Origin of the sequence: Tellurirhabdus rosea, from assembly GCF_026278345.1 — a bacterium.
GTDB lineage: Bacteria > Bacteroidota > Bacteroidia > Cytophagales > Spirosomataceae > Tellurirhabdus > Tellurirhabdus rosea.
The window spans coordinates 3900328-3914382 of sequence record NZ_CP111085.1; the positions used below are offsets into that span (position 1 = coordinate 3900328).

A 14055-nucleotide genomic window follows, 5' to 3' on the forward strand; every position below is an offset into this window, starting at 1 on the left:
CCCGGCGACGTTTTCTCCGGGGTTTTGGTGTTGTCGGTTCATCGGGAAATTTTTCCGTTTGCTAACCCGGTTTTACCGGTTGGGCGGGGTTTGCCCGTGCGGTTGGCCGAAGCCGCCGTACCTTGTCAAGCATTTCCTAACTACGCGTGCGCGTACCGATTTGAGTAGTCAGAACCGACATAAACTCCGCTGGGCCATCCGCGTCTGTATCGTGGTGGCAGCCCTGCTGACGAGTCTGCTGTACCTGTCCGAAACCCGCTTTTCGTGGGCACTGCTGGCGGGACTGTGGCTGGTCGGTACGGTGCTGAACAGCCTGTTGTGGGCCGTTCTGACGGGTTGGGTCAAAAGCGTCCGGCGGCGTTTTCCGGCCATCGGGCAGACTCGGTGGCGGGTGCTGGCGACGTTTGGCGGCTACCTGTTTTTTATCACCCTCGAACACCTGCTGCTGAGCAAACTGGTGGAGATCAGCGGCGTTATTCCGGTGCCGACGGACCCTGTTTTCTACCTCAAACAAAGCTTTATCGACCTGCTCTGGATTGTGGTGCTGGGCGTCGCCTTCGAGGTGCTGTATTTTCTGAAAAAATTCAGGGACACGGTTCAGGAAGCCGAAACCGTCAAGAAGGCGAATCTGCAGAACCAGTACGACCGGCTCAAAAACCGGGTCAACCCGCATTTTCTGTTCAACAGCCTGAACTCCCTGACGCTGCTGATTGAAGACAATCCCCGGCAGGCGGGCGAATTTCTGGACGAACTTTCGAGCGTTTACCGGTATCTGCTTCAGAATACGGATTACCAGCTGGCGCCGCTCCGGTCGGAGCTTCGGTTTGTCCGGTCGTATTTTCACCTGCTGAAAACCCGGTTTGGCGAGGCCGTCGATTTGCAGATTCAGGTGTCCGAAGAGGCCGAACTGGGGCAACTGCCGCCGCTTTCGCTGCACCTTTTGATCGACAACGCCCTGAATCATAACACCACCCAGCCGCAGCAGCCGCTGCGCCTCCGGATTGAAGCCCTTACCCCGGCCTTTGTCGATATTTCCAACTCCGTCCAGCGGAAGACCCGGCGCGTAGCCACCGAAGCTCGCGGCGGGCTTTCGGCCGTTACATCCCGCTTCTCGGACCTGAACCTGCCGCCGCCGAGTGTGTTCGACGACGGCATGACCTTTACCGTGCGCCTCCCGCTGGCACCCCGCTCCGCCTCCGTCATGGCCGGACAGCCGGACGCTAACCCGCTTCTGAAGTCGCAAAATCCCATTCACCCGTGAAACTGCAGCAATATACCAGGCATGATTTCTGGATTGCCGGCAGTATCCTGCCCGCCTACATTCTGGCGTTCAACTACCTGCTGGTCGAGGATTATTACTATTCCAGTCCGCAGGTTTTTGCGGGCATGAGCCTGATTACGCTGGTGTTCGGCAGTATTGTTTACCAGTTTGTGCATACGCCGGTGGCACTCTGGTTCCGGCAGCAGTACCGAAGCCAGCGCCAGATTCTGAAGCGGACGCTGCTGATGCTGCCGGTGCATATCCTTATCAACTCCCACACCATTCTGCTGTTTTTTATGCTGGGCGGCCTGCTGGGGTTCCACCGGTATCCCTGGGAGCGGCTGCCGTGGTGTCTGCTGCTGGGCATGATGCTGAACGTGGTGCTAGTCTGCATCAACGAAGGCGTGTACGCGTTCGAACAGTGGGAGAGCAAACTTCAGGAAACGGAAGAACTCAAAAAAGCGAACCTGCAGAGCCAGTTCGAAAGCCTGCAGCAGCAGATCAACCCGCATTTTCTGTTCAACAGCCTGAATTCGCTGTCTTCGCTGATTGAAGAGGACCCCGGGCAGGCCCGCAAATTCGTGGATGAACTGGGCAGTGTGTACCGCTACCTGCTCCGCAGCAACGAGTCCGAACTGACGACCCTGGCCGAAGAACTCCGCTTTGCCAACTCCTATTTTCACCTCCTGCGCACCCGCTACGGCGAAGCGATCCGGATGGAGCAGGCCATCGACCCGGCGTTTGAAGAGTACCTGCTGCCGCCCCTGACGCTGCAGCTATTGCTCGAAAATGTGGTGAAACACAACGTGATCCTGCCCGAACAGCCCGTGCTGGTCCACCTCGAAACCCGCCACGACGGGCGGCTGGTCATCCGCAACAACGTCCAGCGACGTCCCGTCCGCGCCCTGTCGGGACAGGTGGGGCTAGCCAATATCGCCAAAAAATACAGCCTGCTGGGCGAAGGCGAAATCGAGGTGAGCGATGACGATCAGTACTTTACCGTTTCGCTGCCCCTGCTGCCGAAAGCCGTGCTGGTATGAAAATATTGTTATCTGCTTCGTATATTCGTTGTGTAGATTAGAACCACACCCATGGGGTACGATTACTGGCTCATGCTTTTTCTGGGAACCGTCTGGGCGATGCTCCTGCTGAACGTCGTGCAGTGGTGGCTGTACCGGGAACGGGTGTATGGGCTGTATACGGTCTACATGCTCGTCTGGCTGGGCTACTTTCTGCTGCGGATAGCCGACCTCGATGAGGGCGTTGATACGTTTGTCCGCGTGGCTTTTCCGATGCTGGCCTACGTGGTTTATTTTGACCTCACCACGGACTTCCTGAATCTGCGCGTCCGGAACCAGCGGCTGCTGCGCATTTTCAGGCGTACCCAGGGCGCCATGCTGGCCTACACGGTGTTTGAAGCCATCTATTGCATCTGGATTCCCGGCCAGCTCAAACCGGCGCACGAACTGGTGCACACCCTGGCGCGGACGGGGCTGGCTGTGCAGTCGGTCTACATCATCGCCCTCGTGTACCGGTGGAAGGACATGGTCAGCCGGTTCTTCATTACCGGCAGTTCGGCGCTGGTGCTGGGCGCACTGTCGGCCATGATTTTATCATTTGTCTTGCCAACGCCCTACGCAGAAGCCTTCTGGGCAAAGCCGCTGACCTACATGCAGGTAGGCATCATGCTCGAACTGCTATTCTTCTCGCTTGGCCTCACGTATCGGCACCGGCGGCAGGAAGTCCGGCAGGCCGTCCGGAAGGCGCTGGTGGAAAAGGAACTGGCCCGCGAACGGGAGCAGCGACAGCGCGAGCACCTGGAGGCCGAACTCGCCGTCCAGCAGCTCCGGCAGGAGAAAACGGAGGTTCAGATGCGGGCTTTGCAGACGCAGATCAACCCGCATTTTCTGTTCAACAGCCTCAATACGCTGTCTTCGCTGATTGAGGAAAGTCCGAACCAGGCGAGCGAATTCGTGGACGAGTTATCCAGCGTGTACCGCTACCTGCTCCGCAGCAACGATACCGAACTGACCTCGCTGGGCGTTGAACTCAGCTTTATTCATTCGTACTTCAACCTGCTCAAAACGCGGCACGGCAACAGCCTGCGGTCGGAGGTGAGCGTGCCCGCCGAGTTTGAACACACCCTGCTGCCGCCGCTGACCCTTCAGTTGCTGGTCGAAAATGCGGTGAAACACAACATCGCCCTGCCCGACCAGCCGCTCCTGATCCGTATCCGCATCGCCGAAGCGGGCAAACTGGTTGTGGAAAATACGTTGCAGCGGAAAATGCTGCGCGTGGAATCGAACGGCGTCGGGCTGTCGAATATCGCCTCGAAATACAGACTGCTGGGCAGTGCTTTGCCGATGTTCGAAGAGCGCGACGGCTGGTTCCGGGTGACGCTGCCGCTGCTCGGGGTGAGCAGACCCAGCCCGGTCCTGAAATAAAAACATCGCCGACGGGTCGCCGGCGATGCAGTAGTTATGGTTGAGAGGAAGATTGATAAATGCGCTTAGATGGCTTTCCAGGACATAACCGCTTTGAAGGACGTGCCGTCTTCGGAAACTTCCACTTCGGCCTTCAGCCCTTTTGACGTAGCTTCCACGACTTTCCATTCGGAGATGTCGGTCGGGTCTTCGCCGTCCTTGATGGTCAGGATTTTGGTGCTTTCGTTGTAGGACCAACTGCCCGGGTTGGCGTTGGGGTCGGTGTCGTCGTCGCACTTCTGGGCGCCGTTGCTGCCGCTCAGTTTGCCGGTCTTCTCGAAGCGAACCGTGTTGTCGAGGTCGCAGGGACGCATGAAGGCCGTCAGGTCGGGGTCTACTTTGCCGTCGCCGTCGAAGTCCACGGCCGGTTCCATGATGAACGAATCGAGGCGAAGGTTTTTGCCGACAAAAGCGGGCGTTTTGTCGCCGCCGGGCTGTTCGCCATCGGGCGTAATGTCAGTTTCTTTCTTACAGGAGGCCGTCATCAGGACCAGGCCCAGCAGGGCGGCAGACAGCGAACGGGTTGCGTAAAATTTCATGGTGTTCGTATTTGTTGTTGTTCGTTAAAAAAGAGGAAAGTTGCCAGCGAACTGACGGTACAAAAGTGGCAGACGGGCCGGAAAAAGCCCACCAACATTCCCGTCAACTGAAAAAAGCCGTCGCCGAAACGGCAAAAGCGGGTGATAAACTGGGAAATCGGGGGTCGAAAAGGCCGGTCAGCGGACCGTTGGCCGGAGGGAGGAAAGGGGTATCGTTTGGTGTTTCACAAATGTCATTTCAACGCCCGATTGTGCGGTTTCATCCCGTTTACTTTTGGAAAAAGCGACTTTTTAAGCGAAATTTTGCCCATAAACCGAACCCAGACCATGCAGGTATTTTTGGTAGAGGACGAAGAACTGGCCGTCCGCAAGCTCAGCAAACTGTTGCAGGAAGTCGCCCCCGACGTTCAGGTTGTCGGCACGGCAGCCAGTGTCCGGGCTTCCGTCGCCTGGCTGGAGTCCAACCCGACGCCGGACCTTATTTTGATGGATATCGAACTTGCCGACGGGCAGAGTTTTGAAATCTTCGAACAGACGACCGTCAGTTCTCCGGTCATTTTTACTACTTCGTACGACGAATATGCCCTGAAGGCGTTCAAAGTCAATAGCATCGATTATCTGCTGAAGCCCATTCGCCGCAACGAGCTGGAGGCCAGTCTGGAGAAATACCAGCGCCTGCACGCCGCCGGTGTCGACGCCGCGGCCAACGGAGGTGTCCCCGAAATGGCAACGGCCGCCATCGACGCCCTCGTGCAGCAGCTCCGGCAGCAGACCCAGCCGGTGGATTACCGCCGCCGCTTCCTGGTGAAACACCGGCAGCAGTGGGTGCCCATCGAGGTGAGCGATATTGCCTATTATTTTACGGAAGACGGCGTGAGCCTGTTCAAGACGTTCGGAGGGCAGAAGTATTCCCTCGATTACACGCTCGATGACCTGGAGAAGATGCTGGACCCGACGCAGTTTTTCCGCGCCAACCGCCAGTTTATCATCCACATTCATTCGGTGCAGCAAATCCACACGTATTTCAACAACAAGCTGAAGCTGCAACTCAAGCCCGCCCCCGACGACGAAGTCATCATCAGCCGCGAAAAAGCGAGCGATTTCAAAAAATGGATGGGAAAATAAATAAGTTATGAGTTAAGAATTAAGAGTTATGAGTTGCTCCGCTTAATCAAGTATCCTGCTTTAGCGGAGCAACTCATAACTCTTAATTCTTAACTCATAATTACTTTCTGTATTGTTCGATGATCTTGTACAGGGCTTTCTGCTTTTCCAGTTCGGGAAAGAAGTCGAAAAGCTGGATGTGGCGGTCGTAGTTCAGGGCGAGACCCGCTTCGAGGTTGATGAGCGCCTCGCGGTAATAACCCGCGTGAATGAGGTATACCGCCGACCGGTAGTACAGATCCGCCTCGCGGGGCAGTTCGTCGATACCCGTCTGCACGATTTCGTTCGCCCGCACAAAATTGCCCTGATCGAACATCACCAGCGACCACTGGAGGTAGATTTCGGCATTGGCCGGTTCGATCTCCACCGCTTTTTCAAACGCCTCGATGCAGGAGATGCTGTTGCCGAGTTTGTACTCGGTTTCGGCCAGCACCAGCCAGTATTCGGCGTTCTGGTTGTTCAGCCCGATGGCCTTCCGCAGGAATGGGATGGCCTCGTGCCACTTGCCCATTTCGCTCAGACACGAACCGATGCCGTAATAGCCTTCATCCCACATGTTGTCGAGGCGGATGGCATCGCGGTATTTGTTCATGGCCTCTGCGAAGCGGGACTGCTTTTCGAGGCTGGCGCCCAGATAACAGTACGTTTCGGGCGTGGCTTCTTCGTGTTTCAGCGTACTGCGATACGCCTCTTCCGCCTTGTCGAACTGCGCCAGATTCATGTACGTATTGCCCAGATTGAAGTAAGCCGAGGCAAAATCATCCTTGATGAGCGTGGCGTAATCGTAGGCATTGGCGGCTTCCTGAAACCGGTTCAGCTTGCTGTAGGCAATGCCGATGTTGTACCAGGCGTTGTGCGAGAACGGGTCGCGGTCGATCAGCTGCTGGTAGTATTCCAGGCTGTTTTCCAGTTCACCCAGCAAATCCAGACAAAAAGCGAGCTCATAGAGCGCGTTTTCGTTGTTTATGTTGTGATCGATCGACTGTTTATAATTCTCAATGGCCTTGTCGTACTTGCCCCAGTTCTGGTAACTCTGCCCAATCTGGAAATAAATATCGTCCTTCTCGTCAGCCGTTTCCAGCATCTCTTCCAGCACCTGCACCGACTGTTCGTAATTGCCCGACAGGTTCAGCACCGTACCGGTCATGTACTGCACATCGGGGTCTTTTGGATTGAAGAGGGCCGCCCGGTCGAGCAGGGCGAGGGATTCTTCGAAATTTCCGTTATTGGCCAGCAACTGGGCCTTATCCAGCATCAGTTCCAGGGAATACGGGAAGTTTTCAAGACCGGCTTCCGCAGCTTTCATGGCTTTGTCCAGGTCGCCCTGTTCCATGTAGTGCTCCACCATTTGTTCGTATATGTCCAGATCAAAGAACTGAACTTCGGTGCCGGCCAGCATTCGTTCGAATCGCTGGAGTGACTCCTTTATGTCGCTTTCTCTTTCCTCAAACTCTTGCTCCATGTCCTAAACTAACACAGGGTTACGTATCGCGATCCTACGCATCAGGCGGACAAAACGTCCGTCAATGCATTAGAAATTTACGACTATTCTTGGTAAACACAAACGGAGCCGAAAAAATTACCCGGCCGTAAAATAAGCCCCGACCCGCCGGATTGTCTCCTCGATGGGCCGGAATTCGAATCCCAGATCGCGGCGGATTTTATCGTTTTCGTACCGGTACGCGTGCGTGGCGGAGCGGGCCGTTTCGCGGGTGATGAGCGGTGTCCGGCCCGTCAGCCGCGACCGGATGGCCTCCAGCCGCCACAGCACGTTTGCCAGGGCCGGCGCTACCCGAATGTGCGGGCGGCGCTTGCCGAGGGCGTCGGCCATGGCGTGGAGCAGGTCCCTGTAAGGCAGGGTGGCGGCGTTGAGGATGTACCGCTCGGCAGAAAGGTCGCTCTCCATCAGGCGGTAAACCGCCTCGGCTACGTCCCGGACGTCTACGACATTGCTCATGCCTTCGGTATAAAACGGCTTCTGGTCCCAGACGTACTTAAACAGCTGGCTGCTGCTGCGGCTCCAGTCCCCTTCGCCCAGCACGACGGACGGATTCACGATCACGGCGTTCAGCCCTTCGGCCACGCCGCGCCAGACTTCGAGTTCCGCGCGGTATTTGGTCTGGGCGTAAGCCGAGTTGTTGGGCGAGTCTTCCCACTTCTGGTTTTCGGTGATGACGACCGGCTCGCGGCTGTGCACCCGCTTGGGATCGGGCCGACCCAGGGCCGCCACGGAGCTGACAAATCCGAGCTTGCGGGCCCCGATTTCGAGGCAAACGTTCACGATGTTCGCGGTGCCTTCGACGTTGATTTTCTCCATGCGCGCCCGGTCGCGGGGCACAAACGAAACGATGGCCGCGGCGTGAATGACGTCCATCCCCGGTTGAATGGCTTCTTCCAGCGACGGAATATCCAGAATATCGCCTTCGAGCCACTGCACCCGGTCGTTCACGTCGCGGAGAAGGGACAGATCGCTGCCGGCGCGCCGCAGCGCCGAAACCGGATGCCCGGCCTGCAGATACCGCCGGACGAGGTGGCTGCCGATCAGACCGGTGGCGCCGGTGATAAGAACACTATGCATTTTATACAATCAAAGGCCACAGATGATAGGCAACGAGCAGAAAAAGGTACAGGATGAATGAACCCAGAAAATAGCGCTCGGCCCGCATGCCTCTCTTGTAGCGTGTCAGTAGCTGTTGTACAGCCTGTGAATCAGAAAACAGGTGGTTTGGTTGTGTAGACCAGGAGTCGTTCTTTTGAGCCCAAAAAAATTTCCATTCAGCCTCAAGCCCAAACCGAATGGCATCGATTCTGTAATTCAGATAAGCCTGGTTAAGTCGTAGCCCGTAAATAGCCAGGATGAAAAGCCAGAATGCCAGCGCCGAGGGGGTTGTCATTGCCTTGATAGACTATGGTTACACGACGTAAACATAACAACGTTCCGACCTGATTTGCTAATTTCGCGCAAGAATCCGGTGGAGGGACGGGCGTGAGAACACCTCATACCCCATACCGCATACCTCATACCTACAAAAGCATGTCGTTAGAAAACCCCCAACGCTATACCGTCACGGCGGCGCTCATCTACGCCAACGGCCCCATTCATATCGGGCATTTGGCCGGATGCTACCTCCCGGCGGACGTTTACGTGCGCTACCTCCGGGCCACCGGCAAGGACGTGGCCTTTATCAGCGGTACCGACGAACACGGCGTCCCGATTACGATCAAGGCCAAAAAGGAAGGTGTGACGCCGCAGGAAGTCGTCGATAAATACTACACGCAGATCAAAAAGTCGTTCGAAGACTTTGGCATCTCGTTCGATATCTACTCCCGCACGTCGAAGCCCAAACACCACGAAGTCTCGCAGCAGATTTTTAAAAAACTGTACGACGACGGCAATTTCGTGGAAGAAATTTCCGAACAGTATTTTGACGAAACGGCCGGACAATTCCTCGCCGACCGTTACATCGTGGGCGTTTGCCCGGTCTGCGGCAACGAAAACGCCTACGGCGACCAGTGCGAGCGCTGCGGCTCCACCCTCAGTCCGACCGAACTGAAAGAGCCTCTGCGCTCGATGCTGTCCGGCGCCAAACCCGTGCTGAAACCGACCAAAAACTGGTACCTGCCCCTCGACCGGATGCAGCCGGGTATTCAGCAGTTTATCGACGGCCACCCCGAATGGAAAACCAACGTGGCCGGCCAGTGCCGCTCGTGGCTGCAGGAAGGGCTGCGCCCCCGCGCCATGACCCGTGACCTAGAATGGGGCGTGAAAGTGCCGCTGCCCGATACCGAAGGCAAAGTGCTGTACGTCTGGTTCGACGCGCCGATCGGCTACATCACTTTTACCCAGGAATGGGCCGAGGAGCAGGGCCGCGACTGGGAACTGTACTGGAAAGACCGCGATACCAAACTGGTGCACTTTATCGGAAAGGATAACATCGTCTTCCACTGCATCATCTTCCCGGCGATGCTCATGGCCGAAGGAACCTACATTCTGCCCGACAACGTCCCGGCCAACGAATTTATGAACCTCGAAGGCGACAAGATTTCGACCTCGCGGAACTGGGCCGTCTGGCTGCACGAATACCTCGAAGAAATGCCTGGCAAGGAAGACGTGCTGCGTTATGTGCTGGCGGCCAACGCGCCCGAAACCAAGGACAGCGAGTTTACGTGGAAGGATTTTCAGGGCCGCAACAACAGCGAACTTGTCGGGGTGTTTGGCAACTTCGTCAACCGGGCGATGGTGCTGACCCAGAAGTTCTGTGGCGGCCACGTCCCGACCTGTACCGACCTGACCGATGTGGACAGGCAGGTGCTCGACGAACTGGCGCTCTTCCCCGAACGCATCGGCGGCGCCATCGAAAACTACCGTTTCCGCGAGGCGCTGGGCCACCTGATGGACCTGGCCCGTCTGGGCAACAAGTACCTGGCCGAAACGGAGCCGTGGAAGGTGGTGAAAACGGACGAAAACCGCGCCCACACCATCCTCAACATTGCCCTGCAGATCACGACCAACCTCGCTATTGTCTGCGAACCGTTCCTGCCGTTCACGGCGGCGAAGATGCGCGACATGCTCAATTTCGACGCCATCGGCCTCAACGAAACGGGCTGGATCAACGCCGGCCGGCCGGATATTCTGGCGACGGGCCACCAGCTCGGCGAACCGGCACTGCTGTTCGAAAAGCTGGAAGATGAGGTGATCAACAAACAGATTCAGAAATTACACGACGCTAAGAAAATGAACGAACTGGCCACCAAAGCCGTGCCGGAAGCTAAACCGGAAATTACGTACGACGATTTTGCCAAAATGGACATCCGCATCGGCACCATCCTCGAAGCCGAGCGCGTGCCGAAAAGCGATAAACTTCTCAAACTAAAAGTGGACGACGGCCACGGCCAGCGCCAGATTCTGAGCGGCATCGCCAAGCACTTCGCGCCCGAAGACCTGATCGGCAAGCAGGTGACGTTCCTGGCCAACCTCGCCCCGCGCAAGATGATGGGCCTCGAATCGCAGGGCATGATCCTGATGGCCGAAGACCGCGACGGAAGCCTCGCCCTCCTGCCGCCGCACAAGCCGGTCTGGAACGGGGGGACGGTTTCGTAATGATTGAATTTTGAATGATAGAATGACAGAATAGCTTCGCTGGTTTTTTAGATCTGCGGAGCTTATTCAATCATTCTATCATTCAAAATTCAATCATTCCCTGCTCGACGCTTTGAAAATCCCCATTTCGGCCAATTCGACAACGTCGCCTTTGGCGGCGGTGAACGTCACCCGCACTTTATCCGTCGTGACGGGCTGAAAGCGAAGCAGACGCTTGTAGCCCACCGTCGTAAAGGTCTGAATGGGTTTCCAGTCAGTTCCATCCCAGTATTCCACCTGGCCTTCCATGACCCGCTGCCCGCTGCTAATATTTTCCTGCAACAGCATCCGGTCGAACGTAATTGGGTTACGGAAGGTCACTTCCAGCGGTTTATTAACGGGCGTAATCGCCATTGTATTCATAAACCCGTCGGTCAGGCCGCTTTTCGCCGCTCCTTTCGCCAGATTGGTTTTAAAGGTTTCGTTCAGAATCGAGCGGAATTCTTTGATGCTGGCAACGTCCGCATCCGACAACAGGCCGTCGCGGTTGGGCGGAATGTTCAGCAGCAGCAGGCTGTTGCGGCCCACCGACTGGTAGTACAGGTTCACCAGATTTTTCCCGGAACGTACTTTCGAATCTTCCTTCGGGTGGTAAAACCAGCCCGGACGGATCGACACGTCCGTTTCGGCGGGGATAAAGTCCTTGCCGTTCGGGTCGCCGGTGTTGAGGTATTTGGAATCGGCTACCCCCGGCGCGTGTTTGCTGTTGTCGATGGTCGACCAGCAGGTTTCGGCGGCGTTGCCCGACTCGTTGCCGACCCAGCGGACGTCCGGCCCGGCGTCGGAGAACATCACGGCCTGCGGCTGCAACTGGCGCACCATCGCCCAGTACCCGGCAAAATCGTAGGTCATGTTTTTGGCGTTCTCGCCTTTCGCGCCGTCGAACCAGACTTCGGCAATCGGGCCGTAGTTCGTCAGCAGTTCGCGGAGCTGTTTTTTGTAAAAATCGTTGTAGGCGGCGGTGCCGTAGCTCGGTTCGTGGCGGTCCCAGGGCGAGAGGTACACGCCGAACTTCAGGCCGTATTGGCGGCAGGCATCGGCCACTTCGCGCACCACATCGCCCTTGCCGCCCTTCCAGGGGCTGTTTTTGACGGAATGTTCGGTTGTTTGGGTGGGCCACAGGCAGAAACCGTCGTGGTGTTTGGCCGTGATGATGGCCAGTTTAAAGCCCGCTTCTTTCAGACTGCGAATCCACTGCCGGGCGTCGAATTTAACCGGGTTGAAAATCTGCGGACTTTCGGTGCCGTCACCCCATTCCTTGTCGGTGTAGGTGTTGACCGTAAAATGCAGAAAAGCCGTGGTTTCCATCTGCTGCCAGGCCAGTTGGCGCGGCGTGGGCCTGGGTAGGGTTTGGGCGGTAGTCACCTGCGGCAAAAAGGGCAGGAGCAACAAGAGGGTTTTAGTGATAGGAGACATAGTATGTACCGCGGAGCGCTGCTCCGCGTCTTTTTTTACACCTTAAAGAAAAGCAGAGATGCCTTGCTACTTGATAAAAACTGCGCGGAGTAGCACTCCGCGCTCCAAGGGAGCAGAGATTTGCTATTTCATAAAAATTGCGCGAAGTATCACTCCGCGTTACAGGATGCCGTACTTTTGCGCCCACAACACAACGCACAAGATTATGAAAAAAGCGGAAATGAAGACCAACAAGGGCACGATGGTCATCGAGTTTTATGAGCAGGATGCCCCCAAAACGGTCGAAAACTTCGTCACGCTGGCAAAAAAAGGCTATTACGACGGCACGAGTTTCCACCGCGTGATTCCCAATTTCGTCGTGCAGGGCGGCGACCCGACGGGCACCGGCGCAGGCGGACCGGGCTACAGCATCGACTGCGAACTGACGGGCGACAACCAGTACCACGACCGCGGCGTGCTGTCGATGGCGCACCGGGGCCGCAACACGGGTGGTTCTCAGTTCTTTATCTGCCACAGCCGTCAGAATACCGCTCACCTCGACCGCAACCACACCTGTTTCGGCAAAGTAGTGGAAGGCCTGGACGTGATCGACCAGATCCGGCAGGGCGACAAAATCGAGACGCTGACGATTATTGAAGAATAGAGAAAAGAGAATAGAGAAAAGACAAGAGACAAAAGACTATGAGTTGAGAGCCGTCTAATGTCTATCGTCTCTTGTCCAGAGTCTTTTCTCTTTCATCTTTTCTCTATTCTCTTTCCTCCTCATTCAAATTCCATGCGCGAAATACTGATTGAAGTCCTGGGCTGGATTGCCTCGGTCCTGATTGTCGGCGCGTACGCGCTCAATATTCGGGGAAAGCTTTCGTCCGAAGCACCGGCCTATATCTGGATGAACCTGGTGGGCGGGTGTTTTTTTGTGGTCAATACGTGGGCGCACGGAGCGTATCCCTCGGCCTTTGTGAATGTCGTCTGGGTTCTGATCGCCGCGCAGGCCATTCTGAAGAAGAAAACGGTATAAAAAGATAAAGCCTCCCGATCATTGCGAGAGGCCCTATACTGACTATTCCTAAACCCTTAACCTTTTCTACATGAAAAACTAACTTCTACCTACTTGTGTTCTTGCTTACTTACCAGTGTTTGCATTTTTAATGTGCGCCTTTCTCCTCAGTCTTTCTGCACTTTAGACGCAGCACGCTTCGATAAGTAACGCAGGATTTTTGTTTGTCCTGCTTTTGTTCAATTGTTGTTCTGATTAAAGAACACACAAATATCGCAAGAAGTTTTATTTGTGCAAAAATTTTATGAGATGCCTTAGGGCGCGGCCCAACTCGCTGTAAATCAAAGTGACACTCATATTTAGTGGTTTATTCGCAATAAAGCAAATTTTCTAAGATTTACATAGGAGAAGGGCGTCTTTTGCCAAAAGAAATTTGGTCTGTTAAAAAATAATGAAAATAGGAAATGTACTATTATTGGTTGAAAAAATTCATCGTCACCTGTATCCCTGAAGTGCAAAAACTTAATAGAGCATCGCCGGCTTTGTCCAGTACGGCGGGCAACTGACCCAGCTCTTCTTCCGGAAATTTGCCCAGAACAAAGTCTACCTGGCGGCCCCGGGAGAAGTCACTTCCGATGCCAAACCGCAGCCGGGCGTACTCCTGCGTACCGAGCACCTCGTCGATATTTCGCAGACCGTTATGGCCGCCCGGCGACCCTTTGGGTTTTAGGCGGAGCTTGCCGAACGGCAGATCTTTGTCGTCCGTCACGATCAGCAGATTTTCGGTCGGAATGCTGTGCTGCTTGAGGTAATAGCTAACCGCCTTGCCGCTCAGATTCATGTACGTGGTCGGCTTGATGAGGTGGATCACCTTGCCCTTGTGGCGAAGCTCGGCCGTGTAGGCCAGCCGATTGAGCGTAAAACTGAAATCATGCTGGGCCGCCAGTCGGTCCAGCACCATAAATCCGGCGTTGTGGCGGGTAAGCATGTACTCCGGGCCAATATTGCCCAGACCGGCAATCAGATATTTCATAAGTCGTAAGTCGTAAGTCGTA

At 55.6% G+C, this 14055-nt stretch carries 13 protein-coding genes; 7 read left to right on the forward strand and 6 right to left on the reverse strand.

Features of this window, described 5'->3' with window-relative positions; translation table 11 throughout:
* The first annotated feature begins 160 nt into the window (after positions 1-160).
* The 3 genes from ORG26_RS16535 to ORG26_RS16545 are packed head-to-tail and all read left to right on the forward strand — an operon-like array spanning position 161 to position 3705.
* Positions 161-1261: a sensor histidine kinase gene (locus ORG26_RS16535; protein WP_266363689.1), complete on the forward strand. Its 1101-nt coding sequence runs from the start codon at positions 161-163 to the stop codon at positions 1259-1261.
* Entirely contained in the window at positions 1258-2301 is a 1044-nt protein-coding gene (locus tag ORG26_RS16540) for a sensor histidine kinase (RefSeq protein WP_266363691.1), read from the forward strand. Before ORG26_RS16535 ends, ORG26_RS16540 begins: the two co-directional genes overlap by 4 nt.
* Positions 2302-2352: 51 nt before the next feature.
* Positions 2353-3705: a histidine kinase gene (locus ORG26_RS16545; protein ID WP_266363693.1), complete on the forward strand. Its 1353-nt coding sequence runs from the start codon at positions 2353-2355 to the stop codon at positions 3703-3705.
* A gap of 65 nt (positions 3706-3770) precedes the next feature.
* Here ORG26_RS16545 and ORG26_RS16550 read toward each other — a convergent pair whose 3' ends face one another.
* A complete protein-coding gene (locus ORG26_RS16550; RefSeq protein ID WP_266363695.1) occupies positions 3771-4283 on the reverse strand; it encodes a hypothetical protein in 513 nt (170 codons plus the stop codon).
* A 327-nt stretch (positions 4284-4610) separates the two neighbouring features.
* Here ORG26_RS16550 and ORG26_RS16555 point away from each other — a divergent pair, with 327 nt between their 5' ends.
* Entirely contained in the window at positions 4611-5408 is a 798-nt protein-coding gene (locus ORG26_RS16555; RefSeq protein WP_266363697.1) for a LytR/AlgR family response regulator transcription factor, read from the forward strand.
* Positions 5409-5508: 100 nt separating this feature from the next.
* Here the strand turns inward: ORG26_RS16555 and ORG26_RS16560 are convergent, their stop codons facing one another.
* From ORG26_RS16560 to ORG26_RS16570, 3 genes are all read right to left on the reverse strand, one after another.
* Complete coding sequence (locus ORG26_RS16560) at positions 5509-6909, reverse strand: tetratricopeptide repeat protein (protein ID WP_266363699.1); 1401 nt, start codon at positions 6907-6909, stop codon at positions 5509-5511.
* A 117-nt stretch (positions 6910-7026) separates the two neighbouring features.
* On the reverse strand, positions 7027-8025 hold the full coding sequence (locus tag ORG26_RS16565) for an NAD-dependent epimerase/dehydratase family protein (RefSeq protein ID WP_266363701.1): 999 nt from the start codon (positions 8023-8025) through the stop codon (positions 7027-7029).
* Between the two features lies 1 nt (position 8026).
* The gene (locus ORG26_RS16570; RefSeq protein WP_266363702.1) at positions 8027-8341 is read right to left on the reverse strand and encodes a hypothetical protein; all 315 of its coding nucleotides are present in this window, start codon (positions 8339-8341) and stop codon (positions 8027-8029) included.
* 140 nt (positions 8342-8481) lie between these two features.
* Between ORG26_RS16570 and metG the strand changes: the two genes are divergently transcribed.
* The gene (metG, locus tag ORG26_RS16575; RefSeq protein WP_266363704.1) at positions 8482-10548 is read left to right on the forward strand and encodes a methionine--tRNA ligase; all 2067 of its coding nucleotides are present in this window, start codon (positions 8482-8484) and stop codon (positions 10546-10548) included.
* Positions 10549-10641: 93 nt separating this feature from the next.
* Here the strand turns inward: metG and ORG26_RS16580 are convergent, their stop codons facing one another.
* A complete protein-coding gene (locus ORG26_RS16580) occupies positions 10642-12003 on the reverse strand; it encodes an alpha-L-fucosidase (protein WP_266363706.1) in 1362 nt (453 codons plus the stop codon).
* Between the two features lie 205 nt (positions 12004-12208).
* On the opposite strand from ORG26_RS16580, the gene ORG26_RS16585 reads away from it, so the two are divergent.
* Both ORG26_RS16585 and ORG26_RS16590 read left to right on the forward strand, forming a co-directional pair.
* Positions 12209-12646, forward strand: a complete 438-nt coding sequence (locus ORG26_RS16585) for a peptidylprolyl isomerase (RefSeq protein ID WP_266363708.1) — start codon at positions 12209-12211, stop codon at positions 12644-12646.
* A gap of 132 nt (positions 12647-12778) precedes the next feature.
* Entirely contained in the window at positions 12779-13021 is a 243-nt protein-coding gene (locus tag ORG26_RS16590; RefSeq protein WP_266363710.1) for a CBU_0592 family membrane protein, read from the forward strand.
* A 451-nt stretch (positions 13022-13472) separates the two neighbouring features.
* Here ORG26_RS16590 and pth read toward each other — a convergent pair whose 3' ends face one another.
* The gene (pth, locus tag ORG26_RS16595; RefSeq protein ID WP_266363712.1) at positions 13473-14033 is read right to left on the reverse strand and encodes an aminoacyl-tRNA hydrolase; all 561 of its coding nucleotides are present in this window, start codon (positions 14031-14033) and stop codon (positions 13473-13475) included.
* Positions 14034-14055 lie beyond the last annotated feature (22 nt).

Coding starts and splice junctions, on each gene's coding strand:
- ORG26_RS16555 (WP_266363697.1), top strand. CDS start 4,611: ATGCAGGTATTTTTGGTAGAGGACGAAGAACTGGCCGTCCGCAAGCTC.
- ORG26_RS16590 (WP_266363710.1), top strand. CDS start 12,779: ATGCGCGAAATACTGATTGAAGTCCTGGGCTGGATTGCCTCGGTCCTG.
- ORG26_RS16570 (WP_266363702.1), bottom strand. CDS start 8,341: ATGACAACCCCCTCGGCGCTGGCATTCTGGCTTTTCATCCTGGCTATT.
- ORG26_RS16550 (WP_266363695.1), bottom strand. CDS start 4,283: ATGAAATTTTACGCAACCCGTTCGCTGTCTGCCGCCCTGCTGGGCCTG.
- ORG26_RS16560 (WP_266363699.1), bottom strand. CDS start 6,909: ATGGAGCAAGAGTTTGAGGAAAGAGAAAGCGACATAAAGGAGTCACTC.
- ORG26_RS16545 (WP_266363693.1), top strand. CDS start 2,353: ATGGGGTACGATTACTGGCTCATGCTTTTTCTGGGAACCGTCTGGGCG.
- pth (WP_266363712.1), bottom strand. CDS start 14,033: ATGAAATATCTGATTGCCGGTCTGGGCAATATTGGCCCGGAGTACATG.
- metG (WP_266363704.1), top strand. CDS start 8,482: ATGTCGTTAGAAAACCCCCAACGCTATACCGTCACGGCGGCGCTCATC.
- ORG26_RS16580 (WP_266363706.1), bottom strand. CDS start 12,003: ATGTCTCCTATCACTAAAACCCTCTTGTTGCTCCTGCCCTTTTTGCCG.
- ORG26_RS16585 (WP_266363708.1), top strand. CDS start 12,209: ATGAAAAAAGCGGAAATGAAGACCAACAAGGGCACGATGGTCATCGAG.
- ORG26_RS16565 (WP_266363701.1), bottom strand. CDS start 8,025: ATGCATAGTGTTCTTATCACCGGCGCCACCGGTCTGATCGGCAGCCAC.